General features: G+C 66.2%; 22 protein-coding genes. 19 read left to right on the top strand and 3 right to left on the bottom strand.

Translation table 11 applies throughout. From position 1 onward, the window contains the following. Positions 1-65: 65 nt before the first annotated feature. The 3 genes from ACP8JZ_RS06080 to ACP8JZ_RS06070 all read right to left on the bottom strand — a co-directional run bounded on the left by ACP8JZ_RS06080 (position 66) and on the right by ACP8JZ_RS06070 (position 3099). Complete coding sequence (locus ACP8JZ_RS06080) at positions 66-656, bottom strand: NifU family protein (RefSeq protein WP_484482249.1); 591 nt, start codon at positions 654-656, stop codon at positions 66-68. Continuing rightward, the gene (gene feoB / locus ACP8JZ_RS06075; protein ID WP_484482816.1) at positions 656-2542 is read right to left on the bottom strand and encodes a ferrous iron transport protein B; all 1887 of its coding nucleotides are present in this window, start codon (positions 2540-2542) and stop codon (positions 656-658) included. Before feoB ends, ACP8JZ_RS06080 begins: the two co-directional genes overlap by 1 nt. A gap of 236 nt (positions 2543-2778) precedes the next feature. Further along, positions 2779-3099: a FeoA family protein gene (locus ACP8JZ_RS06070; RefSeq protein WP_023034128.1), complete on the bottom strand. Its 321-nt coding sequence runs from the start codon at positions 3097-3099 to the stop codon at positions 2779-2781. Positions 3100-3341: 242 nt separating this feature from the next. Between ACP8JZ_RS06070 and murI the strand changes: the two genes are divergently transcribed. The 19 genes from murI (at position 3342) to ACP8JZ_RS05975 (ending at position 23560) form a co-directional block, all read left to right on the top strand. After that, entirely contained in the window at positions 3342-4175 is an 834-nt protein-coding gene (murI, locus tag ACP8JZ_RS06065; protein WP_484482815.1) for a glutamate racemase, read from the top strand. A 197-nt stretch (positions 4176-4372) separates the two neighbouring features. Next, complete coding sequence (gene rph, locus ACP8JZ_RS06060) at positions 4373-5140, top strand: ribonuclease PH (protein WP_484482248.1); 768 nt, start codon at positions 4373-4375, stop codon at positions 5138-5140. Beyond that, entirely contained in the window at positions 5137-5751 is a 615-nt protein-coding gene (rdgB, locus tag ACP8JZ_RS06055; RefSeq protein WP_484482247.1) for an RdgB/HAM1 family non-canonical purine NTP pyrophosphatase, read from the top strand. Before rph ends, rdgB begins: the two co-directional genes overlap by 4 nt. A gap of 1 nt (position 5752) precedes the next feature. Continuing rightward, complete coding sequence (locus ACP8JZ_RS06050; protein WP_484482246.1) at positions 5753-6565, top strand: thymidylate synthase; 813 nt, start codon at positions 5753-5755, stop codon at positions 6563-6565. A gap of 21 nt (positions 6566-6586) precedes the next feature. Further along, the gene (locus ACP8JZ_RS06045) at positions 6587-7060 is read left to right on the top strand and encodes a dihydrofolate reductase (RefSeq protein WP_434285896.1); all 474 of its coding nucleotides are present in this window, start codon (positions 6587-6589) and stop codon (positions 7058-7060) included. Next, on the top strand, positions 7057-8475 hold the full coding sequence (locus ACP8JZ_RS06040; RefSeq protein WP_484482245.1) for a DNA polymerase IV: 1419 nt from the start codon (positions 7057-7059) through the stop codon (positions 8473-8475). Before ACP8JZ_RS06045 ends, ACP8JZ_RS06040 begins: the two co-directional genes overlap by 4 nt. A gap of 346 nt (positions 8476-8821) precedes the next feature. Continuing rightward, complete coding sequence (locus ACP8JZ_RS06035; protein WP_484482244.1) at positions 8822-9757, top strand: prenyltransferase/squalene oxidase repeat-containing protein; 936 nt, start codon at positions 8822-8824, stop codon at positions 9755-9757. 1719 nt (positions 9758-11476) lie between these two features. Then, the gene (locus ACP8JZ_RS06030) at positions 11477-13240 is read left to right on the top strand and encodes a hypothetical protein (protein WP_484482243.1); all 1764 of its coding nucleotides are present in this window, start codon (positions 11477-11479) and stop codon (positions 13238-13240) included. A gap of 73 nt (positions 13241-13313) precedes the next feature. Continuing rightward, positions 13314-13868 carry a hypothetical protein gene (locus tag ACP8JZ_RS06025; protein ID WP_484482242.1) on the top strand — a complete coding sequence of 185 codons (555 nt, stop codon included), beginning with the start codon at positions 13314-13316 and terminating at the stop codon, positions 13866-13868. A gap of 95 nt (positions 13869-13963) precedes the next feature. After that, positions 13964-14992, top strand: coding sequence for a hypothetical protein (locus ACP8JZ_RS06020; RefSeq protein ID WP_484482241.1), 1029 nt, complete (start codon positions 13964-13966; stop codon positions 14990-14992). Then, positions 14989-16005, top strand: coding sequence for a hypothetical protein (locus ACP8JZ_RS06015; RefSeq protein WP_484482240.1), 1017 nt, complete (start codon positions 14989-14991; stop codon positions 16003-16005). The genes ACP8JZ_RS06020 and ACP8JZ_RS06015 overlap by 4 nt, the downstream gene beginning before the upstream one ends. Continuing rightward, the gene (locus ACP8JZ_RS06010) at positions 15992-17464 is read left to right on the top strand and encodes an ATP-binding cassette domain-containing protein (RefSeq protein WP_484482239.1); all 1473 of its coding nucleotides are present in this window, start codon (positions 15992-15994) and stop codon (positions 17462-17464) included. The genes ACP8JZ_RS06015 and ACP8JZ_RS06010 overlap by 14 nt, the downstream gene beginning before the upstream one ends. Continuing rightward, positions 17448-18335 carry an ECF transporter S component family protein gene (locus ACP8JZ_RS06005; RefSeq protein ID WP_484482238.1) on the top strand — a complete coding sequence of 296 codons (888 nt, stop codon included), beginning with the start codon at positions 17448-17450 and terminating at the stop codon, positions 18333-18335. The genes ACP8JZ_RS06010 and ACP8JZ_RS06005 overlap by 17 nt, the downstream gene beginning before the upstream one ends. A gap of 14 nt (positions 18336-18349) precedes the next feature. Then, complete coding sequence (locus ACP8JZ_RS06000; RefSeq protein ID WP_484482814.1) at positions 18350-19465, top strand: AAA family ATPase; 1116 nt, start codon at positions 18350-18352, stop codon at positions 19463-19465. A 2-nt stretch (positions 19466-19467) separates the two neighbouring features. Further along, the gene (locus ACP8JZ_RS05995) at positions 19468-20355 is read left to right on the top strand and encodes a DUF58 domain-containing protein (RefSeq protein WP_484482237.1); all 888 of its coding nucleotides are present in this window, start codon (positions 19468-19470) and stop codon (positions 20353-20355) included. Continuing rightward, the gene (locus tag ACP8JZ_RS05990) at positions 20339-20845 is read left to right on the top strand and encodes a hypothetical protein (RefSeq protein WP_323456254.1); all 507 of its coding nucleotides are present in this window, start codon (positions 20339-20341) and stop codon (positions 20843-20845) included. The genes ACP8JZ_RS05995 and ACP8JZ_RS05990 overlap by 17 nt, the downstream gene beginning before the upstream one ends. Next, positions 20836-21807, top strand: coding sequence for a vWA domain-containing protein (locus ACP8JZ_RS05985; RefSeq protein WP_484482236.1), 972 nt, complete (start codon positions 20836-20838; stop codon positions 21805-21807). The genes ACP8JZ_RS05990 and ACP8JZ_RS05985 overlap by 10 nt, the downstream gene beginning before the upstream one ends. After that, positions 21804-22754 carry a vWA domain-containing protein gene (locus ACP8JZ_RS05980; RefSeq protein WP_484482235.1) on the top strand — a complete coding sequence of 317 codons (951 nt, stop codon included), beginning with the start codon at positions 21804-21806 and terminating at the stop codon, positions 22752-22754. Before ACP8JZ_RS05985 ends, ACP8JZ_RS05980 begins: the two co-directional genes overlap by 4 nt. Then, positions 22751-23560 carry a tetratricopeptide repeat protein gene (locus ACP8JZ_RS05975; RefSeq protein ID WP_484482234.1) on the top strand — a complete coding sequence of 270 codons (810 nt, stop codon included), beginning with the start codon at positions 22751-22753 and terminating at the stop codon, positions 23558-23560. Before ACP8JZ_RS05980 ends, ACP8JZ_RS05975 begins: the two co-directional genes overlap by 4 nt. The last annotated feature ends 10 nt before the right edge of the window (positions 23561-23570 follow it).

Raw genomic sequence — 23570 nt, 5'->3', positions numbered from 1 at the left:
AGTGTGATCTGCGCCCCGTTGACCTGGGTTCCAGCTGTTCTGCTTCAGGAGATCAGATGGTGCCGTCAGTCGTGGTTGATCCGTCCGGGTGCCAACGAGAGTGGCAGCGGACGTGCCGCGACTGGTCCGCCCACCTCGACGACCTCCCGCAGATCGGGGAACCGGCGTCTCAGTTGATGTTCGAGACGCTGGTGCATGGTGATGGCAGCCGCCGGACAGCCCCGGCAGGCCCCGCTCATGCGTACCGACACCACACCCTTGTTCGCCGACACGAGCTCGATGGACCCGCCATGCGCCCGGGCAATCTCCCCGATCGGTCCGTCGATGAGTTCGGTGGCGAACATGGCCAGGGCGGCATCGTCGTCGAGTTCCCGGGAGTCGTCACCACCCTGCCACCTGGTGGTCTCGGACAGGGCCCGCCCCAGCGCCGACCGCACCGCCGACCCGTCCTGCTGCCAGGAGCGTCCCGCCGCCAGGGTGACGAGCAGCGAGTCGGTGCGTGCCGTGACCTTCTGCACCACCCCGGTGAGCTCGTCCAGTCCGGGAGCCGAGCTCACCGTCCCCACGAATGGCAGTCTGCGGTGCGAGACCACCCAGCGCAGGGTCTTCGGATCCGGGGTGGACTCGGGGTGGATGGCGACGACCTGCTCGGCCATCACATGACCACTCGGGTGATGATGGCGGCCAGTGACGATCCCACCCATGCCAGCACGAACATGTACCCGAAGGCGATGGCGGGCCACTTCCAGCTCCCGGACTCGCGTTTGAGAATGCCGATCGTGGCGACGCACTGCAGGGCGAAGGCGAAGAAGATGAGCATGGCGATCGTCGTGTCGGGCGTGAAGACCTTCTCACCTTGGTGTGGGCCGTCGGTGTAGGTCCACTTCTGCACCGACTCGCTCACCGAGACGTCGTCCTCGGGATCGGAGGCCGAGGCGACCTGACCCAGGGTGGACACGGCGACCTCGCGAGCTGCCATCGATCCGATGAGGGAGATGTTGACGCGCCAGTCGAAGCCCTGTGGGGCGAAGACCGGCTCGATGGCCTTGCCGACCTTGGCTGCGGCGGAGTGTTCCATGTTGTACGCGGTGGCAGCCACCTCGTCACTCGGATCGATCCCGGCAGCCGTCATCTCGGCGTCACTGCGCAGCGGGAAGGTCGTCAGTGCCCAGATGACGATGGTTGCCCCCATGATGATCGTCCCGGCCTTGCGCAGGAAGGCCTTGGTGGGCTCCCACATCGCCATGCCCACCGAACGCGGGGTGGGGATGCGGTACGGCGGCATCTCCATGTAGAACGGCAGCAGGGTGCCGGAGCGGTCGGTGATCTTCTTCACGACTCGGGCGGCAAGCATCGCCGAGAGGGCACCGAGCAGATACATGCCGAACAGCACCAGGCCACGCACACTCACCGGCCCCAGGCTCGACCCGGCAGGCACGAGGATGCCCACGAGCAGGACGTACACCGGCAGACGTGCCGAACAGGTGGCCAGGGGAGCGCTGAGCATCGTGGCGATGCGGTCCTTGGCCGACGGGATCGTTCGGGTGGCCATGATGCCCGGGATGGCGCAGGCGAACGAGGAGAGCATGGCGACGAAGGCCCGCCCCTCCAGCCCGGCTCGGCTCATGACCTTGTCCATGAGGAATGCGGCACGCGACATGTAGCCCACCGCGTCCAGCAGGGCCAGCAGAAGGTACATGAGCAGGATCTGCGGCACGAAGGTGAGTACCGCCCCGACGCCACCGAGGATGCCGTCGCCCAGCAGACTGGCCAGGATCGGGTTGCCGACATGCTCGCCCACCAGGGAGGCGAGCCAGTCGAAGAATCCTTCCACGGCGTCCTGCAGCGGTGCGGCCCAGGCGAACAGGGCCTGGAAGAACAGGAACATCACGGCGAAGAAGACGATCGTGCCCCACACCGGGTGCAGCAGCACCTTGTCGATGCGCTCGGTGCGAGAGTCCGGGTCGGGGTCCTCGTAACCAGCGGTGTCGAGCACGGAGTCCACCCACCCGGCCAGTTCGGAGGACCTGCTCGGGGGGTCGAGTGGTGGACGATCCCAGTCGTGCCAAGTCGTCAGCAGGTTGCGCAGCTCGCCGATGCCGATGCCTCGGTTGGCGACGACGGCAACCACCGGCACACCGAGAGCCTGGCTGAGGGCTGTCACGTCGAGGGATCCCTGACGGCGGCGCAGCTCGTCGGTCATGGTGACGACGACGGCGGTCGGCAGGTGACGGGGCAGCACCTCGGCGAGCAGCAGCAGGGAGCGGCGCAGGGCAGTGGCGTCGGCGACGACGACAAGGGCGTCCGGGGCGCTCACCTGGTCCATTCGGCCTTCCAGGACGTCCACGACGACCTGCTCGTCGGGGGAGATGGGGCTCAGGGAGTAGGTGCCGGGCAGATCCTCGATGGCGAAGGTGTGGTCGTGGATCCTGGCGACGCCTTCGCTGCGTGAGACCGTCACGCCGGGATAGTTGCCGGTCTTGGCGTGCAGACCGGTGAGCTGGTTGAAGATGGAGGTCTTCCCGCCGTTGGGCGAGCCGATGAGGGCGATGCGGGTGGCACCGTCGGGGGCTTGCTCGGTGGCAGGTGAGTGGCAGGTCATTTCTGTTTGGGGCATGGTGAATCCACGGTCGGTGCCTCACGGCAGGTGAATGGGAAAAGGCGACGAGTGATGCACGCGGTCGTCGTGTCATGACATTGACACGCGGGTGGTGCGTGCTGCGGGCTCGGGCGTCGTGTCGCAGTCGACGCCGTCGGCTCGAGGTGGGCCGAGACAGGTCAGGTGAGATCGCAGGTCTGGTCGCTGTCGACCTCGACCATGATCATGTCGGCCTGCGCGCGGCGCAGACACATGTTGACGTGACACACCTGGAACACCATCGGACCACCCATCGGTGCCTGACGCGTCTTGGAGATGGTGCGTCCGGTGCCGAATCCGAGCAGCTGCAGACGGTGGCAGATGGCTGGATCGCAGGATCCATCCATGGCGCAGATCGTCCCGTGCTCACCGGGACGCAGGCTGCTCAGCGGCACGACCTTCGTCGGTTGGGCAGGTGTGTCGATCGGAGTGATCGGCGTCTCGAGTACCTGTGCGACCATCGTGTTCTCCTCCTGAACGAAGCCGGGGCCCTCCCGGTGATGATCACAATAACTTAGGTAAGGCTTACATGCCACCCCGGGGTGGATTTTTGTGAGGAAAACATGACAAAAATTTTTCTCGAGGTCGGCGATAGGCTCTGCTCGTGACGAATTCCGAGGTGAGGGCTGCAACGAACCATGCCCGTGAGGTACGCAGTGGCGCAGGCACCGAGGCGACTGGCGGCGACGCACCGGCCGAACTCGTGACTGCACCCATCGGCATCTTCGACTCCGGATTCGGTGGCCTGACGGTGGCCCGGGCAGTCGTCGACCTCGTCCCCAACGAGGACATCGTCTACCTGGGCGACACCTCTCGAGCCCCCTATGGGGAGAAGAGGATTGCCCAGGTGCGCGAGTACGCCCTGCAGTGCCTGGACCGACTCGTCGGTCACGGTGTGAAGGCCCTGCTCATCGCCTGCAACACGGCTTCCTCGGCGGTGCTGCGTGATGCTCGGGAGCGCTATGACGTACCAGTCATCGACGTCATCACCCCAGCGGCCCGACGTGCCTCACAGGCCACCCGCAACGGGAGGATCGGGGTCATCTGCACCGAGGCCACGGCTCGCTCCCAGGCCTACGACGACGCCTTGGCGGCGGTGCCGGACATCACGGTGACCACCCAGGCCTGCCCCAGATTCGTCGAGTTCGTCGAGGACGGGGTGACCTCGGGGCCAGAACTCGAACAGGTGGCCCGAAGCTACCTGGCCTCGATCCAGGCCGCGGGTTGCGACACGCTCATCCTGGGCTGCACCCACTACCCGCTGCTCGCCGGGCTCATCTCCTACATCCTGGGTGACGAGGTGACCCTCATCTCGAGCTCCGAGGAGTGCGCTCGGGCCTGTTACGCCCGGGCTCGGCAGGAGCAGATCCTGCACTCGAAGCCGCGCGAGGCGAACAGGTACTTCCTCACCACCGGCAATGCCGAACGATTCGAGCGGCTGGGACGACGGCTCATGTCGGGATTCGTCCACGACGTGCGCAATGTCGGGGTGGAAACGGTTCTCGGGGATCGCACCGTGGTGCGCAGGGAGGGTTGACGTGGCGCGCAGGCAGGGCTGAGCACTCGTCCTTCTCCACTGCTGCAATCTGCGTGCCTCGCGTTCCACGCCGCGGGGTGCACCGGATCGTGAGGGTGCCGGGCCATGACGTCGCAGTGATCCGGATGGGACGTCAGACGCCTCGGCGTCCATCGCCCACGAAAAACTGTCTCACCTGGTCGGTTAAGGTGGTGTGCGTGAATGAGCCGCAGAACCACAACCCCCAGAATGCAGACGCCGCTCCCCGAGTCGATGGACGGTCACTTGACCAGTTGCGAGACGTCACCATCAAGCGCAACTGGCTCTGTCAGGCCGAGGGATCGGTGCTGGTGAGTTTCGGTCGCACCACCGTACTGTGCAATGCGTCGGTCACCGAGGGTGTGCCGCGCTGGCGCAAGGGATCGGGTCTGGGCTGGGTGACGGCGGAGTACGAGATGCTGCCGCGCGCCACCAACGAGCGCTCCGCTCGGGAGTCCCGCAAGGGCAAGGTCGGCGGGCGCACCCACGAGATCTCCCGGCTGGTCGGACGGTCCCTGCGCGCCGTCGTCGACGACAAGGCGCTGGGTGAGAACACCATCATCCTCGACTGCGACGTGTTGCAGGCCGATGGCGGCACCCGCACCGCCTCGATCACCGGCGCCTACGTCGCCCTGGTCGATGCCGTGAACTGGCTGCGGGAGCGCGGCAGTCTGGCCGGGGAACCCATCACCGGATCGGTGCAGGCCATCTCGGTGGGAGTCGTCGGTGGCACCCCGATGCTCGATCTCGCCTACGAGGAGGACTCCCGAGCCGACACCGACATGAATGTCGTCATGAGCGGTACCGGCGACTTCGTCGAGATCCAGGGCACCGCCGAGGGAGCTCCGTTCAACCGTGATCTGCTCAACCAACTGCTCGACCTCGCCGCTGGTGGTTGTGCCACCCTCAAACAGGTCCAGTCCGAGGCCCTGGGGGTGAGTCTGTGAGCCGTATCGTGTTGGCCTCCAACAACCCCAGGAAGCTGGTCGAGCTGCGTCGCACCTTCGAGTCGACCGGCACCCCGGTCGAGGTCGTCGGTCTGTCGGAGGTGAGCGACGCCCCGGCTCCCGCCGAGACCGGCACCACCTTCGTCGAGAACGCCCTCATCAAGGCGCGCGCCGCCGCCCGTGACACCGGTCTGCCGGCCCTGGCCGACGACTCCGGCCTCGAGGTCGATGCCCTCAATCGGATGCCGGGCATCCGTTCGGCACGCTGGTCGGGGCCGCAGGCCACCGACGAGCGCAACCTTCGACTGCTGCTTGAGCAGACCTTCGACCTTGCCCCCGAGCGTCGTCGTGGTCGGTTCGTGTGCGCGATGGCGTTCGTGGACCCTGATGGCACCGAGATCACCAAGGTCGCCACCATGGAGGGGCGGATCATCCCCGAGGCCAGAGGAGCCAATGGGTTCGGCTACGACCCGATGTTCGTTCCCGACGCGCAGCCCGGCAACCTCACCAGTGCCGAGATGACCGCCGAGGACAAGGACGCCATCAGCCATCGTGGCCAGGCGGTGCGAGCCATCGTCCCGGCCGTCGTCGCCCACCTGGAAGGCCACTGAGATGCAGGTGTACCTCGACCTCCTGCAGCGCATCCTCACCGAGGGGGTGCATCGCCCCGACCGTACCGGCACCGGCACCCTCAGCGTCTTCGGCCACCAGATGACCTTCGACCTGCGCGAGGGTTTCCCGCTGGTGACGACGAAGAAGATCTACACCCGCAGCGTCTTCGGGGAACTGTTGTGGTTCCTGCGCGGGGACACCAACATCGGCTGGCTGCACGAGAACAACATCCACATCTGGGACGAGTGGGCCGACGAGGACGGCGACCTCGGCCCGGTCTACGGCCACCAGTGGCGTTCCTGGCCCGACACCGATGGCGAGGCGATCGACCAGATCGCCCGGGTCATCGAGCAGATCCGCACCAACCCGTGGTCGCGTCGGCACATCGTCTCGGCGTGGAACGTGGCCGAGGTCGACCAGATGGCCCTGCCACCGTGTCACACCCTGTTCCAGTTCTACGTCACCCCAGACGAGCAGGGGGAGCCCACCTGGCTGAGCTGCCAGCTCTACCAGCGCTCCGGCGACACCTTCCTGGGGGTGCCCTTCAACATCGCCTCCTATGCCCTGCTCACCCACCTGGTCGCCTCGGTGACCGGTCTCAAGCCGCTGCGGTTCGTCCACACCCTGGGTGACGCCCACCTCTACCTCAACCACCTCGATCAGGTTCACGAGCAGTTGCAGCACCAGCCCCGCAGTTCACCGCAGCTCACCGTCAACCCGCAGGTGCGTGAGATCGACGGGTTCGAGCTCTCCGACATCAAGCTCACGGGGTACGACCCCTACCCGGCCATTCCCGCCCCGATCGCCGTCTGACCGGCTCGTCAGGAGGATTCCATGAAGGTCGTCGCCATCGCTGCCGTCGCCGACAACGGCGTCATCGGCTCCGGACAGGACATGCTGTGGCACATCAGCGCGGACTTCCGCCGTTTCAAGGAGGTGACGATGGGTCACACCCTGGTGTTCGGCAGGCGCACCTTCGAGCAGGTCGGGAGGTTGCCGGGGCGTCGCCACATCATCTGCACCCACGACCGGCAGTGGTCGGCCGACGGAGTGGACGCCGCCGCCAGCCCGCGTGAGGCCGTCGAGATGGCCCGGGACGCCGGTGAGACGATCTGCTACATCGCCGGTGGCGGCCAGATCTACGCCGATGCCCTCGACCTGTGCGACGAGCTCGACATCACCGAGGTGCATCGCAGCCCTGAGGGGTCGGCGCGGTTCCCGACCATCGATCCCGCGGTGTGGGCCGAGACCCGGCGTGAACCCCGTGACGGATTCGACTTCGTCGGTTACCGCCGCGTGACGTCGTGAGGCCGACGGCGTCGATCCTCCATCTGGACATGGACGCCTTCTTCGCCTCGGTGGAGCAGCGCGACAAGCCCTCCCTGCGCGGCAAACCGGTCATCGTCGGCGGGGTCGGCGGCCGGGGAGTGGTGGCGACGGCCTCCTACGAGGCCCGGGTGTTCGGGGTCCACTCCGCGATGGCGGGGGCACAGGCCCGTCGGCTGGCACCGCACGCCGCGTTCCTGTCCGGGCGCTTCGAGGCCTACCGGGAGTCGAGCAGGGTCGTCATGGCAACCTTGCGGGAGCTCTCCCCGCTGGTCGAACCCCTCAGCCTGGACGAGGCCTTCGTCGATCTGGAAGCGGGGGCAGTGCCCGTTGACGACCTCGACGCCCTGCGCCAGATGGCTACCGAGCTGCGGGCCAGGGTGGCCGAGCGCACCGAGGGGCTGAGCTGCTCGGTGGGGATCGGATCGAGCAAGTTCATGGCCAAGGTGGCCTCCGAGATGGCCAAACCGTCGCGGGGGCATGCCGATCAGGTCGCCTTGGTCGCTCCCGGAACCGAGGCCGAGACCATCGCACCCCTACCGGCACGGGCCATTCCCGGCGTCGGACCGGTGACCGCAGAACGTTTGGAGACACTCGGGTTTCGCACCATCGGTGACGTCCGGGCCGCCCGTCGGGCGGAGCTGGTGCACGAGTTGGGTCAGGCCGCCGGGGCGAGCCTGTTCGCCCTGGCACGGGCTCAGGACGATCGCCCGGTGAGCGTCAGCCGGATCGCCAAGTCCATCTCGGTGGAGGACACCTTCGAACACGACCTCACCGATCGCCGGGAGTGCCGGGAAATCGTAGAGCGGCACGCCGGGCTGGTGTGTGGCCGGTTGAAGCGATCCGGCCATTTCGCCCGCACCGTGACGCTCAAGGCGAAGATGGCCGACTTCACGGTGTGGTCGCGGTCGGTGACGTTGAGCGGGTCCACCGACTCACCGGAGCGGATCGCCCGCCTGGCGGTGCGCATGCTCGACTCCCTCGACCTGCGCGAGGGAGTGCGACTGCTGGGCGTCGGGGTGTCGAACTTCACCACCTCGGCCCAGGAGGAGCTGTTCGACCTGGACGGTGAGGGCCAGCTGCGTGACGACCCCGTGGTCAGCGAGGGCGTCCCACTGATCCAGCCAGGGCCGTTCGGGCGGCGGCGATCCTTCGACGGCAGACGGTGGCCGCCGGGCGCCGACGTGGTTCACGACGAGTACGGCCGCGGCTGGGTGTGGGGATCGGGCCACGGCGTCGTCACGTGCCGGTTCGAGCACCGCGGCAGCCCGATCGGCAGGGTGCGGTCGATTCCCGAGGACGACGCGGCCCTGCACCCGGCGCACCCCCTGGGCCTGGCATGGCAGCCGCCGGAGGAGGGGGAGAGGACTTCATCGGGGGACGAGCCCTCCCACTGATCTCGCGAGGCGGATGCTCACAAGCCCGACTCCCGTGGTGGATGCCTGTGTCGATGAGCGTTTTGTGAGCGTTTTGGGGGGTGGGTATGGCATCTGTCGGGACGGGTGTATCTTTTTCTCTGTCAGCCCAATGGGTGGGTTGATGCCCGGGTGATGTGGGGAAGTCGGTGGGAATCCGACGCTGTCCCGCAACCGTGACCACATCTGGTGTGTGGAAGTCGGAGTACCAGATCACCAACGGGGATTGGTTTCCTGTTCCGTCTGGGGTTACGGATCGTCACCGACGCTTGCTACGCCTGTGCTGCCCGCGACCCCTTTCGGGACGTGCTTCCCGAGGAGGAGCGACATGGCAGTAGAAGCAACGACGACGTGCAAGCGTGTGGTGGGCCCGGTGGTGGCTGCCGCACTGATGGTAGGCGCAGTGGGGGTGACGGCGGCCCCTGCCCAGGCAGCTCAGGCGTCTGGGCCCGCCGACTATGCCTCCCAAGCCCAGCAGGCGGCTGGTTACATCGATAAGCACAGTGCCGATCTGACCAAGGGCAAGTTGGGTCCGCAGTTGGATGGGGCTCTGGCGTTGGTGGCGGCTGGCAGGAAGGATTCGCCTACCGTCGCCAAGGTCAAGGACACCATCAAGGCTCAGGGGCAGAGTTACTGCACTGACGCGAATGTGGGTGGGTGTGCGAAGGTGACGATCACCTTGTTGGCTCTTGGTGAGTCGACCACCTATGGCGGAGTTGACTATGCCGCACCGGTAGTCACCGCCAAAGATTTCAGTCAGTATGCGACGAATCAGGCGTTGGACATGATTGCCCTGGAGCGGTTGGGCAAACCCATCCCGCAGAACCTGCTCAAGTCGGTCACCGATTATGCGTCCACGACTCCCAAGTGGGATGACCCGGATACCGATGGTCTCATGCTCACGGCTCTGTCGCATGTGGAGTCCCCGGACAAGCAGAAGGCTGTCACGAGTCTTGTCAAGCGTCTCGATGCCGACAAGCAGGATGATGCCTGGGGCCCGAAGGGGCAGGATGCGAGTGTGAACACCACCGCGTGGGTGGCTGCTGGTCTGGATCGTGCTGGTGATGCGGGTCACAAGGCGCAGGCTGTGGCCGGGCAGAAGTGGCTCGTGAGTCAGCAGCAGTCCGACGGCTCGTTCACGACGCCTGTGAAGACTCCCGCGGGGAAGATGATGGCGACGACGCAGGTGGTTCCGGCGCTGCGTGGTCTGCAGTCCTATGACAATGTGGGTGCCAATCAGGCCAAGACGATGCAGGTCCACTGATCGGTGATGGTCCAGGTCATCTGTGACCGGATGCGTGTGGGGGAGGGTAGTCCCACTACCCTCCCCCACACGGTTCATTCTTCTTCGGTCACGGGGCTGGTGGATTTGAGTTGTTGGCATGGGAAGCTTGATGAATCGGCGGCGCTGGTGGGCGTTGGCGTCGGCTGTTGTGGTGTTGGTGGCCGGTGTGGTGTGTGGCGTGGTGCCGCAGTCGGCGGTGGCGGGGCCTGACGGTAATCGGGTTGTGGGTGATGGGGGCAGGCAGACCCAGGGCGATTCCCTCTCGGGACTGCTCCCGGGTACGTGGCGGGATGGGTGGTGCCGCAGTGGTGAGAAGGGGTTCTCGGTCGTCATTGACTATTCCCGTGTTTCGGAGTCGCTTCGTGGCTGGTTGACGGCGGCGCATACCAAGGAGTTTGGTCCTACTGCTGCTGATGGTTGGATTGTGCGCTGCCATCAGGGATTGTGGACCTATGACCCTAAAGTCAGCAACTATCTGCACTACGGCAGTGTTGTCGAGTCGGTGGGGATAGACAGCTTGACCTCTGATGATTATGTAGCCCCTAAGGGGATGGCCCCAGGCGCAAACATCGACAATGAAGGGACGTCTCAGATCTTGGGCGTGAGAGCGGTCAGGAACATCAGGTGGAAACGTCATACGTCTTATGAACAGAATGTCTATGATTTTGCTGATCTGGTGTGGATTCGTCCGGATGCCAGGGGGAGTCTGGCGGGTGGGTTTCCGCCGGATCAGTCACCGGACAATGAACCGTGGCCGTCACAGTCAAACAATCGAATCCTCCCCAGCCCTTCTTCTGGCACCCTAGACGCCCATGCGGGTCATCTTCCGGCGGGGACGGTCGCGTATCTCTCCTACGGCCTACTGGCCGATTGTCAACCCGATGTCCATAGTGGTGGCAACAAGAGCCGTGTGTGTTTGGGTGAGGCGGCGTTGCATCCGAAGCCCTACCGGGATCCGCAGACGGATCAGCCGTGTCCGGGGTGGACGTTGACGCCGCAGTTCTCGGATGGGACTGTCAATGGGTGTGTGCCGAAGAATCCTCGGCCGCGGCCTTCTGCTTCCACGGGTGGTCCCACGCGGGATCCGGGGTCGGGCAACGGGCCGCATCCGCGCAGGCCGCGACATACTCGTAGGCCGACTCCTCCTGCCAGGCCCCATCCTGGCCAGCATCATGATGGTTCTGCTGGGGCTGGTCATGGCGGTGCTGCTCATCGTGATGCTGTCCGGCACGGGAATGATGCTCGCCGGGATGTTCGTGCGGGTGGCCGGGTGAGCTCGCAGGTGGGCAAGGCTGCGCGCACGCCTTCCCCATCGGCTCCTTCGTCTGCGTCTGCCACACCGTCGGTGTCCGCGTCTCCGTCGCCCTCGGTGTCTCCATCTGCCACACCGTCTCCGTCTGTTTCGGCCGGGGTGGCGGTGTCGCCGTCTCCTGGTGATGGTCGGGTGTGGGGTTCTGAGCAGCAGGGTCCCTCGGCCTCGGATGGTGCTCGTCGTCGGGTACCTGGTTGGGCATGGGGTGCCGGTGCAGGTGTGCTGGTAGCTGCCGGTGTCGTGGCGTGGTGGATGACGCGGGGTAGGCGTCGTGACCGTGAGGACGATGAGGTGGGTACCGACCTGTTCGAGTGAGGCGTCCGCGGCGGGGCGCATGTGTGTTTTGTTGTTCGATGAAGGCTGCCACACGTGAAGGAAATGTGTGGATGAGAAATGAGAAAGGTGAATCAATGGGCAAGACGATGATGAGGTGGGTGACGGGGGGTCTGGCTGCCGTGATGGCGGCTGGCGGTCTCGTCGTGCCGGCATGGGCCGATGACGATGATGTGAAGCAGATTCCGACGGCGTCGGCGGATCAGTGGCATCCGGGGTGGTGTGCCAAGGGTGAGGAGGGGTACTCGGTTCTCATCGATTTCGCAGCGCTGGATCCGAAGGATCGCGGTGATCTCGCCCCGACCGCATCGAAGCTCACCGACGTCCATGCCAAGGACGGCTGGCTGGTGCGCTGCCACAAGGGCCTGGAGCCGATCAAGACTGTCGAGGGTGACAGTCCAGAGAGATGGGATAACGCGGAGTACTGGGCTGCGGCGGTGGGTATTCCCGGGAAGAAGGTGAATACCCAGCGAGAGTATATATCTCATTTTTTGGGGATTACTCCTTGGTATGGTATGACCTCGAATGGCGAGCGGATTCAAACGGCGACAATGTCGGTAGTTCCTGGCAAGAACGGTACCATGCCGTCATGGCCGGAAAACGTTAAAAAGGGTCATGACTATCCCGGTAAGCCGAACTCGAGTTATGATGGGATGATCCAGAAGCCGGTGAAGGGAATGGCCGTGGCCGTCACTGCTTTCCCTTTTGGATACAAAAATACCGTTAATGAATATTTCGCTGGTGACAACCCGAATCGTCCCGAGCACCGGCCCCAGTACGGCGAGGCCCCCGCACCGACTCCGGAGCCGACGGTGAGCCCCACGCCGACGGCTGGGCCGACTGCGGATCCGACTCTGACGCCACTCCCGACTCCGGACCCGGAACCCAGCGAGACCACCGAACCAACCCCCGAGCCGGAGCAGATTCCGACGGCGTCGGCGGATCAGTGGCATTCGGGGTGGTGTGCCAAGGGTGAGGAGGGGTACTCGGTTCTCATCGACATGGCGGCGGTGGATCCGAAGGACCGGGGTGATTTGAATCCGGCCACGACCACGTACACCGACGCCCACGTCAAGGACGGCTGGCTGGTGCGTTGCCACAAGGGCCTGGAGCCGCTCAAGTACGCTCCAAGTGGCGAGTGGGGCGCAGAGTATCAGCCGGCGAACTGGGCGGCGAGTGTGGGTGTTCCCGGTACACGGGACGCCAATGGGTGGTATCGCTTCCTGGGGATCACTCCCAACGGGGATGAGACCTCGGACGGTGACTTGATCTCGGTGGGTGCGTTGACGGTGGTGCCCGACAAGGACGGCGTCCTGCCGCCGTGGCCGGAAAAGGTTGTGGAGGGGGAGCCCTATCCGGGTGCACCGATCAATGATCCTGACGTGTTCCCGTCGATGACGGACAAGCCGGTGAAGGGGATGGCCGTGGCCATTGGCTTCGAGCCCGAGGGGCACTCAGGAGATCCGAATGATCCTGACAAGCAGTTCTATTTCGCCGGCGACAACCCGAACCGGCCCGAGCACCGGCCCCAGTACGCCGACGCTCCCACACCGACCCCGACTGTGGTGCCGACCCCAACGGTGAGCCCCACGCCGACGGCGTCCCCGACCGGCACCCCGACGTCCGAGCCGACCCAGACTCCCACGACGACACCAACCGTCACGCCGACCCTGACACCGCTGCCCACCCCGAATGCCTCCGTGAACCCCACCAACTCGACGGTGCAGCCAACGGAAGACCGAGATGGTCACGGTGCCGACCCGGGGACAGATGGCGGGTCAACGACTACCCCAGCACTGCCCGCCACCGGAGCCTGACCAGGCGATGGTGGACGGGACATTTGTAGGTGTGTCATCTGCTGTGAAAGGAAGAGATGCAATGACGACAAGGATGACGGAGAAGAAGATGGGAATGTCGACGATGAGCCGACGAATCGCTGGTCCGCTGGTCGCGGTGCTGCTGGCCGCTGGTGCCGTGACCGGAACGGGGGCGGCCCAGGCAGCTGGGCCAGCCTCCGGACCGGGATGGCATGATGGGGCCTGCGCTGCCAATGAGGGGCAGACGGTCGTCGTGGACTTCAAGGATGATCCGAGCCACCAGAAGCCGGCTGTGAAGGGCAACTGGCCAGCTGGTGCGAAGGACTCGCGGATTCTGGTGCGGTGCAATGAGAACGGCAAGTGGGCCAATTCCGATGGTGATGGCCGGACCGAGCCGCTCAAGGCGGTGGGGATCACGTATGCCCCGAAGGACGGTGTGGGTCTCATCGACACGGTCAACGGTGTCAAGGACAATGAGGGTTTGGGAAAGTACTGGATGTATTCCATGGCCTCCAAGCCTGGCGGTAAGTGGGACATGATGGTGCCGACACCGGGTAAGAACACGTGGGTGGGAGTGACCTTGGGCGGAAAGGAAATTCCGTCGATCGATCCTCCTGTCAAGAAGTAAGTGAGTAGCGGAAGGGGATCGGTGAGGTCTGGAGGTCTCGCCGATCCCCTTCCGTCATGCCGGTCGTGTGCGACTGGGACTATGGAGAAGGACCAATGGTGAAGGTTCGCAGGACGATGTGCCTGGCAGCTGTCGTGGTGATTGTCGGCGTGGTTTCATGGCCGGTGGTGGCCCAGGCCGGCGATGGTGTCTCGGCTCAACTGTGTTCGGATCCGAACTATGAGTGCACCGTGAGCGTGGGTGGAGGTGATGCACGGGAGGTGTCCTATTCGGGGGTCGACGTGACCGGGAAGCCGGGCACCCGGGTGCGGTTGGCGGCCTATTACGTGCGCACCGACGACCACGGCAAGCTGACCAAGCTGGAACGCTTCGCCGTGGCTGACAAGCCGGTGGCCGTCGGGAACACCGGGATCGTGGGCACCAGGTTGGGATTCCCCACCATTCAGGATGATCCGGCGAAGATACCCAGCGCATGGATCTTCGTGGGGCCCGATGACGTGACCTTGGACAACCTCGACACGGCGGCAGGCAGCTTCGTGCCATACGGAACGTTGAAACCCACCGTGCTGGGGGACGGCTGGGGCCTGGAGAAACCCGTGGGTCAGACGATCGGGATACGCACCGTCGGGTCGATGATGACGGGGCAGTACCAGATCGAGTACCAGGACGATGCGGGACACTGGGTGAACGTGACCAAGGCCCCGAAACCGGAGACGGACAAGTTGGTCAGCGGTGAACTCCCGGTGACTATGGTAGGGGATTCCTCCGACACGGCCCAGGTGTGGCTGGACGATCCCTCCAAGCCGGTCGACATCGGCTACCAGCTGCCACGCGGGATGAAGCATCACCGCTACAAGATGCGGATGACCTCCTATGGCGGTGACGGGTTGATCGTGGTCCACAGCTGGGACGTCGTTCCCTCGGACCACCCCGTGCAGGCCCCCTACAAGGGCACGTTCCGCGAACCGCGCCACAGGGGCGCGTCGAGTCTGGCAGGAGCCGAGGAGAGGCACCCGAGCAACCGAATCGTGCAGGGGGCCGTTGGTGCAGGAGCCGTGGTGGCCGCAGCGGCGATGGCCGGTGCCGGATGGCGAGGACGCCGAATCATGAGAGGACGAGCATGAAACGCGTGCATCCCCTGACGGCCCTGCTGTGGGTCGTCTCGCTGGTGGCCGTGGCGTGGATGGCAGATCAACTCGTGGTGTCACTGACGGCTCTGGTGGCGCTGTGCGTGGTCGCGGCGGTGGCAGGTGGTCCCCGGCGGGCCGTGTGGCGGCCTGTCCGCGAGATCTGCGTGGTGCTGGTCGTCATCTGGGCACTGCTCCTGGCCGGTGTGCTGGGTCATGTGACGACCACCGGCGGCATCGTGGTGACGTTGCCGTCCATCCTGATCGGCAGCCAGCAGATCGGAGGTGTCGTCCACGCCGGCCCGACGCTGAACGCCGCCAATCATGCCGTGCAGGCGTGTGTGGCAGTGGTTGCCGGGGCGGTGCTGGTGCAGTTGCGCCCCGCCCACGACTGGCTCGACCTGGCCATGTGCTGGCTGGGCCGGGGAGCGCGGGTGATGGCTCCGGGGATGTGCATGGCAGAGGGCGTCTCGGTGGCGGTGGCCGATCGAGTCCGGCTGCGCCGCGGCGGCCTGCGCACCTCGCGTCTGCAGGCCCTGGTCGACGGCATCGATCGTGGCCGCGAGATCGAGGATCGATGGGAGGAGGCCCGGCTTGTGAGATCGCCCCGGTCCTGGTGTCGGGTGCTGGGGGTGGCCGGCACACTCGTCGTGCTGCTGGCGTGTGTCCGTCAGACCATGACGGGCTGGACGCTGTGGCAGGTTGCCGCCGTGGACCCCTACTGGGACCGTGCCCTGATGACTGTTGCCGGTCTGTGGGCGCTGGCTGGTCTGGTGGTGCTCATGGTGCACGGGCTGCCCGGGGTGGGGCGGCTGCGACTGGTGGACGTTGCCCTCGTCCTTGCGGCCATCGCAACGGTCGTGGCATGGCTGGTTCGGGGGTGGACGGGGGATGCTGCTGCGTTGGCGACGCCCAGCGGGATGCCCGTCGTGCTGTGTGTCGCCGTGGTGCTCGGTGCGGTCGCCGTGACGGTCACGTTCAACGCTGGAGGTCGACGTGCTCGAGGTTGAGTCGATGTGTGTGGATGTCTCGCGGGTCGGCCGGATCCTGGACGACGTCAGTGTGTGGGCAGGGCAGGGAGTCACCCTCGTCACGGGCCGCAGTGGCTGCGGATCGACGACCCTGTTGCGTCTCGTCGCAGGGTACCGGGATCGGCAGGTGGTGCGCCGACGGGGCGTGGTTCGACTGTCTGGGCGGCGGATCGACCAGATGAGTCGTGCCGAGCTGCGTCCCCTCCTGACGATGGTGGGGCACCGTCCGCTGGGAGGCGTGATCGACCTCGAGGGTCTCGGAGCCCATGACGTCGAGCTGCGCAGCGTCATCGAGGAGTTGGGGCTCACCCGGTGGTGCGGCACACCAGCGGCACGGATGCCGGCCTGCGTGGCGGCCCGCATGGCACTGGTCGAGGGCATCGCCTCCGAGGCGCCGGTGCTGCTGCTGGACCAGGTGTTGGCACCCATGACGTCGATGTGGCGGTCTCGTGCCGCCTCCTGCATCGCCCGTGTGGCCCGGGCGGGTCGGATCGTCGTGTGGGCCGAGCATGCCCTGGAGCACGCCTTGGGAGTGGCCGACAGCGTCGTGGAGATCGTCGACGGACACGTCCAGCAGACGGCTGCCCCGTCGTGGTCGTCCAGCCAACTGCCCCCGACGCCCCTGCAGCAGATTGCTGCCCGATCGGGTGAGCAGTTCTTCACCGATCCGGCCCAGGCCCGCGATCTTCTCGCCGCGGAGGCGGTCACCGCGATGTCATGTGCCCACCCGCAACAGTCCGAGGGGCCGATACTCACCCGCGTGGACCCGGCGGGTCTGCGGCTGTCCGGCACATTGGTCGACGTGCGTGCCGGTCAGGTGCTGGGGGTCGTGTCCCACGACCCGGTCCAGGCGCATCGGGTGGCACGTCGTCTGGCTGCCACGGTGAACCCGTCCTGCCCGGAGGATCGTCTGTTGCGCACCCTGCTGCGTCAGACGAGTGTGCGGCGGGCCTGCGAGCTGGTCGATCGCCGATCCGATCGCTCGGTCGGGGCGAGCATGGAGTTGGCCGACGAGGTGCTGGGGCCGGTGGGTGCACGTCGCGGTGTCGAGCACGGCGAGGGCCAACAACGTCTGCTGGCCGACGTGCTGGCGTGCGCAGGTGGTGAGGTCGTGCTGTGGATCGACCCGGGATGGGCGGTCGACGCCGCCAGCGGTGATCGTCTGGTGAAGGCGGTGCGGCAGCGGGGGGCGGCCGTGATCATGGCGTGTCGGGACGTCGACCTGGTGGCCCGATGGTGCGATCGGGTGCTGGTCGTCGATGAGCACGAGGTCGTCGCCGACGGACGCCCCGGCTCCGTGGTGGACGATCTTCCGTACCCACCCCAGGTGGCCCAGGTGTTCCCCGGCTGTCACGTCGTCAGGGCGACCGATCTGACCCTGGTCCCGGGGGCCGATGCCGTTGCGGAGGGAGGTTGGGCCCATGCGCAACTGGTGTAGTGGAGTCGTCACGGCGATACTGGCCGTGGTGACCGGGATGTGGCTCGCCATCCCGCTCATCGACTCGATGCGAGCGGGGACCCGACAGCAGGCCACTGTCGAGGCCCAGGCGATGACCGTGTTCCTCACGGCCGGTCTCGTGCTGCTGGCGGTGTGTCGATGGATCGATGACGGCCGTCGGGTCTGGCGGGTCGGGCTGCTGGTGTGCCTCGTCGTGGTGAATTCGCTGGTGCGGGTGACGATGTCGCCGCGGGTGTTCGGCGTGGAGCCGGTGTTCATCCTGCCCTTCCTGGTCGGGGTGTCCGCAGGGCCGTCGGCGGGATTCCTCGTGGGAGCCGGATCATGTCTGGTCTCCAGCATGCTGGTGGGCACGGTTGACGCGCCGCTGCCCGGACAGATGCTGGCGTGGGGGCTCACCGGGCTCATCGGCTCGGTGCTGGTGCGGGTGCCGGCCAGACCGGCATGGTTGGTCTCGTGGCCACTCGCCGTGCTGTGCGGCCCCGTGCTGGGCGTGATGCTCAACCTCATCGGCTGGCCCACCGACGAGGCCGGTACCGTCGGGCAGGACACGTCCGACGCCTTCGTGACCGGCCTGTCGAGCACGCAGACGATCCAACGGCTCGTGCGCTACTCGGTGCGCACCTCGATGGGGATCGACCTCACCCGTGGCGTGTGCACCCTGCTCGGCGTCATCATCATCGGCGCACCGACGATCCGGGCGCTGCGCACCGCCTGGGGCAGTCCCGACCGGCGCACCGACGAGGCCCCGACAAGCCGCAGCACACCGATCAGTTCCGAGGCAGTCGAGCGACGAGAACAGGCAAGGACAAGGACGAAGGCATGGTTCACGGACCAGGAGGACACAGCGTGAGCGCAGAGACGACCATGAACATGGGCTGGATGGCAAGGAACCGTCCCCGCCGCGGCGAACCCGACGGACGTGGCGAGTTCGGCAGGCACGGTGGGCCCGGAGGAAACGGCGCGCCCGTCGCGAGGGGTAAGTCCAGCACGACGGGGTCGAGGATCGACCCGGCAGAGGTGGACCGGGCACGTCGTCTCGTCGAGACGATCTCGCGAGCCTTCGACTCCAAGGTCGTGGGTCAGGAGGCATTGCGCACGGCACTGCTCGTCGGACTCATCGGCGGGGGTCACGTGCTGCTGGAATCGGTGCCGGGCCTGGCCAAGACGCTGGCGGCCTCCACCCTGGCCTCCACCGTCGATGCCAGTTTCTCGCGCGTGCAGTGCACCCCCGACCTGCTGCCCAGCGACATCATCGGCACCCAGGTGTTCAACCCCGGCAGCAGCACGTTCACCACCGAGTTGGGCCCGGTGCATGCCAACGTCGTGCTGCTGGACGAGATCAACAGGTCCAGCGCCAAGACGCAGGCCGCCATGCTCGAGGCCATGCAGGAGAGGCAGGCGACGATCGGGGGCAAGACGTACCCCATGCCCAACCCGTTCCTGGTGTTGGCGACCCAGAACCCCATCGACGAGGAGGGCACCTACGTCCTGCCCCAGGCGCAGATGGACCGTTTCCTGCTCAAGGTGATCGTCGACTATCCCTCGCCAGCCGACGAGGTGGAGATGTTGCGCCGCCTCAAGTCCGGCGCGCTCGAGTCACGCACCGTCTCCGCGGTGGTGAGCCGCAACGACGTGCTGTGGCTGCAGGGCCTGTCGCGCCGTGTCCACGTGGACGAGTCCCTGCTGCACTACATCGTCCAGATCGTCCATGCGACCCGGCACGCCGGCGACTACCTTCCCCAGGAGCAGGCCCGCTACCTGGAGTACGGCGCCAGCCCACGTGCCACGATCGCATTCGTCGAGGCAGCCTGTGCCCACGCACTCATGCACGGACGTGACCACGTGATCCCCGACGACGTGCGGGCGATGCGCCACATGATCCTTCGTCATCGGCTCATCCTCACCTTCGAGGCCGTCGCCACCCAGGTACCCGTCGAGGAGATCATCGACGGCATCTTCGGCGCCGTGCCCACTCCCTGACCATGGCGTACCTCACAGCTGTCCAAGGACGCCTGGGGCTGTACCCGAGGCGTCTGGTCATGGGTCTGCTCGACGGCCAGTACGCGTCGATGACCACGGGGCGCAGCATGGACTTCGACGATCTGCGCTCCTACGTGCCCGGCGACGACGTCAAGGACATCGACTGGAAGTCCTCGGCACGTGCCGGGGAGCTGCTCATCAAGAGCTATCGGGCCGAGCGCAGGCACACCCTCGCGTTCGTCGTGCCGACCGGTGGATCGCTGGCCAGTGCCGCCACGCTCACCCACTCCAAGATCGACGTGGTGCTTGCCACGATCGGGGTGCTGGCATGGGTGGCGTGCCACCAGGGCGACTACGTCACCGTCGTGGCCCCCGGTCAGGACGGTCCGAGCGTGGCGCGACCGTCGTACTGGGACACACAGATCGAGCACATGCTCGCCGGGCTCGACGCCGGATGTCGTCTGGAGGCACCCGATCCCGATCTGGTGGAGCTGCTCGACCTGACCGCCTCGGGGCTGCGTCGTCGCTGCATCGTCGTTGTCGTGCTGGACGACTGGGATCCCCGTCCTGCAGACGTGGATGCCCTGGCGAGTCTGTGTGCCCGCCACGAGGTGCTCGCCATCGAGGTGTCCGATCTCGACCTCACCGATCCGGCCCTGGCCGCCGTGCCGACTCGTGACCAGGCAAGTGGCCAGCCCGTACCGGGATTCGTGGCCCGGGACCGGCAGGTGCGTGAGCAGGCCGTGGCCGCCCGACAGGAGCGAGCCAGGCGCCGCGGCCACACTCTGGATCGGCTCGGCATCATCCACGAGTCCGTTGCCGACGTGGACGACTCGATTGCCGCGATCGTCCGACTCCTCGAGAGGATGCGTCATGCCTCCCGTCACTAGTGCCTCACCAGGGCTGCTGCCCGTGCTGGACCTGTACCCGCCCGTCTCACACGACTCGAGATGGTGGTGGGTGGTCCTTGGCTGCCTGGTCGCAGCCGCAGCCGTGCTGTGGGGGTGTCGTCGCGTCCTGACGAGAATCGACGTCGCAGCCACGGCAGAGGGACCGGCAACGCTGGAGACGATCCGTGCCACGGCACTACGAGATCTCGATGCCGCCGCCGACGCCTGTCGACGTGGTGAGCCAGACCGTACCGTGTGCCGAGACATCAGCATGGCCCTGCGCAGGTTCGCCGCGCTCGCCTGCGACAGCGACCTGGACTACGAGGGGTTGGACGAACTCTCTCGCCATGCCGAGGAGGACCCGCGGCTCGATCCGGTCGTCGCGGTCGTCGAACGGTGCTATGCGGTGGAGTTCGACCCGAAGGGCCACGGCGTCGATACCGACGAGCTGTTGGCCGATGCCGTGAGGACGGTGCGCTCATGGACCTGATGTGGTGGTGGATGTGGCCGATCGTCGTCGTCGCGATCGCCGTGACGGTTCTCATCGGGCTGGTGCTGCGCCGTCACGAGAGCATCGAGCGACTTGCAGTGGCACATGTCGACCGACTGCGTGCCCTTCCCGCCTACCGGGATCACGCCCGGCGACGCGTTCGCTGTCTGGTGGTCGAGGTGGTGTGCTGGGCGATGGCGGCCTGTGGAGTCGGTCTGGTGGCCGCCAGATTGCAGGGGATCGACGATGACGATCGTCAGATACGTACCCGTGATGTCATGCTGTGCCTCGACGTGTCCGGCTCGATGGAGGGGGTGGATCGTCAGGTCATCAACACCTACATCCAGCTGGCCGATCGCATCACCGACGACCGGATCGGATTCGTCATGTTCGACTCCTCGTCGGTGACGGTGTTTCCCCTCACCCACGACCGGGACATCGTCAAGGCCGGGTTGAAACAGGCCAGGGACCAGCTCGACCGGGCCGACCTCCCCTCCGGGGTACGCTACGGTCCGGGCGGCTCGCTGGTCGGTGATGGCCTGGCCTCCTGTCTCAGCAGGTTCGACCAGCTCGATCAGCCCCGGTCTCGAAACGTCGTACTCGCCACCGACAACATGAACGCCGGCCCCTCGGTCTACACCGTGCCCCAGGCCGTCGACTTGGCTGTGAAACGCCACATCATGGTTTTCGGCATCGTGCCCGCCAGTGACGATCCCGACTACCGGGCGGCTCGTGACGAGTTGCACCAGCAGGTACTGCGTACCCACGGCCAGACCCTGACGATCCCCTCCGACGGGCAGGCCGATACGGCAGACATCGCCCACCGCATCCAGTCACAGGCCAAGAAGGCGGTCATGGCCATGGCCAGCCATCGCTCCTACGACATGCCCTGGCCCGGGGCCCTCATGATCGGCGTTGGGGGACTGGGGGCCATGATCGCTCGACGACGGGAGGAACGATGAGTTTTCACCCACATCCCCTCACCGTGGGGTTTGCCGTTCTCCTGCTCGTCGTGGCCGTGTGGTTCGGTGTGCAGGGCCGCCACACTCGCGGCAGGACCGCCACCACGATCCTGGACATCCTGCTGGCCGTGCTCGTCGGGCTCATCGGCCTGCACCCGGTGGTGGGCGAGTCCGGTCGTCAAAGTTCAAGCGTGGACGCCGACATCGTCCTCATGGTCGACACAACTACCTCGATGGCGGCCCGCGACAACGGGAACAAGACGCGTCTCTCCGGGGCCATTCGCGACATCGCGCAGCTCGCCTCGGTCTTCGGCGGTGCCCGGTTCACCCTCGTCACCTTCGACAACGAGGCCCGGGTGGCGGTGGCCTCGACCACCGACACCGGCACGATCGTCTCCGCAGCGAACTCCCTCACCTGGCGTGAGGACACCAAGGGCACCGGCACCGACATCGGTGTGGGGGTGCCCACCGCCGTCGACGCCCTGCGGAAGGCCCGAGAATCGGCGCCTCAGGCCACCAGGATGGTCTTCTACCTGGGCGACGGGGAACAGACGGCCACCAAGGCCCCCGGCTCCTTCGCAGCACTCAAACCTCTGGTGACCAACGGTGCCGTCTACGGCTACGGCACCGCCAAGGGGGCACCGATGGCCCGCTCGGCCTTCGACTCCAACGACGTCACCTACCACGGTCGCAAGGCCATCTCCCACGCCGACCACACCACGCTGACCAGTGCCGCTCGTCAGGCGGGTCTGTCGTTCGCCGCTCGGTCACCCGGCAGGACGCTCACCCCGCCCCAGATATCGCTGAACCGCACCACCCATGAGGAGCAGGTGAACGCGGGTACGGACCTGGCGTGGATCCTCGGCCTCGTCGCTGCGGCCGACGTCGCCGTCCAGCTGACCATGAGCGCTCGCCAACTGCGCCGGGCACGAAAGGACGTCCCATGAGAGGCCCTCGCCACACACGTCAGACCGATCCGCGACGCTCCTGGCGGGACGTGATGAGCCAGAGCCGGGCTCGCCGGGCACGCCAGCTCACCGTCGGGGTGACGGCGCTGCTCGTCGCCGTTCTCGTGCTCACCGCGTGCCGACTCGCCGCCACCTTGGTGTGTGACCGGCTCGGCAGCGGGGCCTTCACCTCCCAGCAGTACGACCAGGCCGAGCGCTACTTCGGGGCGAACATGAGGTTCAACGTCACCGAACCGTGGATCGCCAGCTACGACCGCGGAACGAGCCGGGCTGCTGAGAGCAAATACGCCGACGCCGAGGATGACCTTCGCACCGCACTCGACAAGGCACCACAGGAGTACAGGTGCCGGGTGGGCATGAACCTGGTGTGGACGATGGAGGAATCGGCGACGATGCAGAACCTCAACCGTGGCACGGCCAAGGCCGGCACGTTGAGGGAGGCCAAGGACATTGCGCAACGGCTCAGGTGCCAGGGCAGAACCACTGCACCCCAGTCCCACACCCGGCAGACCTCGGACGACCAGAGGACCGAACAGTCCACGACGATGAAACGCCTCGATGAGGAGATGAAACAGGACATGCAGGGTTCTCAGTCGCAGGACAAGGAATCGTCGCGTAGGAATGATTCCGAGCAGCAGCGGGAGAAGGACCTGTCGACGAAAAACCAGCAGGCCCTCAATGAGCAGAAGCGGGACACCCAGAACGACGGGTCATCCCAGAAGACGTCAAGTGGCCCCACGGCGCCGCCGCCGTCCGGGGGAGTTCCGGACCGGAAGGGCTGGTGAGATCCTGGCG

Source organism: Cutibacterium sp. LaCa_286 (genome assembly GCF_057198075.1).
Note: the sequence above shows the minus strand (reverse complement) of the source record. Positions and strands in the feature narration are given on the sequence as shown.

What these genes read in the sequence shown, in the direction of transcription:
- ACP8JZ_RS06080 (WP_484482249.1), bottom strand. Translation starts at nt 656, where the DNA reads ATGGCCGAGCAGGTCGTCGCCATCCACCCCGAGTCCACCCCGGATCCG.
- ACP8JZ_RS06070 (WP_023034128.1), bottom strand. Translation starts at nt 3,099, where the DNA reads ATGGTCGCACAGGTACTCGAGACGCCGATCACTCCGATCGACACACCT.
- ACP8JZ_RS06050 (WP_484482246.1), top strand. Translation starts at nt 5,753, where the DNA reads ATGCAGGTGTACCTCGACCTCCTGCAGCGCATCCTCACCGAGGGGGTG.
- ACP8JZ_RS06045 (WP_434285896.1), top strand. Translation starts at nt 6,587, where the DNA reads ATGAAGGTCGTCGCCATCGCTGCCGTCGCCGACAACGGCGTCATCGGC.
- ACP8JZ_RS06035 (WP_484482244.1), top strand. Translation starts at nt 8,822, where the DNA reads ATGGCAGTAGAAGCAACGACGACGTGCAAGCGTGTGGTGGGCCCGGTG.
- ACP8JZ_RS06030 (WP_484482243.1), top strand. Translation starts at nt 11,477, where the DNA reads ATGAGAAATGAGAAAGGTGAATCAATGGGCAAGACGATGATGAGGTGG.
- ACP8JZ_RS06025 (WP_484482242.1), top strand. Translation starts at nt 13,314, where the DNA reads ATGACGGAGAAGAAGATGGGAATGTCGACGATGAGCCGACGAATCGCT.
- ACP8JZ_RS06020 (WP_484482241.1), top strand. Translation starts at nt 13,964, where the DNA reads ATGGTGAAGGTTCGCAGGACGATGTGCCTGGCAGCTGTCGTGGTGATT.
- ACP8JZ_RS06015 (WP_484482240.1), top strand. Translation starts at nt 14,989, where the DNA reads ATGAAACGCGTGCATCCCCTGACGGCCCTGCTGTGGGTCGTCTCGCTG.
- ACP8JZ_RS06005 (WP_484482238.1), top strand. Translation starts at nt 17,448, where the DNA reads ATGCGCAACTGGTGTAGTGGAGTCGTCACGGCGATACTGGCCGTGGTG.
- ACP8JZ_RS06000 (WP_484482814.1), top strand. Translation starts at nt 18,350, where the DNA reads ATGAACATGGGCTGGATGGCAAGGAACCGTCCCCGCCGCGGCGAACCC.
- ACP8JZ_RS05995 (WP_484482237.1), top strand. Translation starts at nt 19,468, where the DNA reads ATGGCGTACCTCACAGCTGTCCAAGGACGCCTGGGGCTGTACCCGAGG.
- ACP8JZ_RS05990 (WP_323456254.1), top strand. Translation starts at nt 20,339, where the DNA reads ATGCCTCCCGTCACTAGTGCCTCACCAGGGCTGCTGCCCGTGCTGGAC.
- ACP8JZ_RS05985 (WP_484482236.1), top strand. Translation starts at nt 20,836, where the DNA reads ATGGACCTGATGTGGTGGTGGATGTGGCCGATCGTCGTCGTCGCGATC.
- ACP8JZ_RS05980 (WP_484482235.1), top strand. Translation starts at nt 21,804, where the DNA reads ATGAGTTTTCACCCACATCCCCTCACCGTGGGGTTTGCCGTTCTCCTG.
- ACP8JZ_RS05975 (WP_484482234.1), top strand. Translation starts at nt 22,751, where the DNA reads ATGAGAGGCCCTCGCCACACACGTCAGACCGATCCGCGACGCTCCTGG.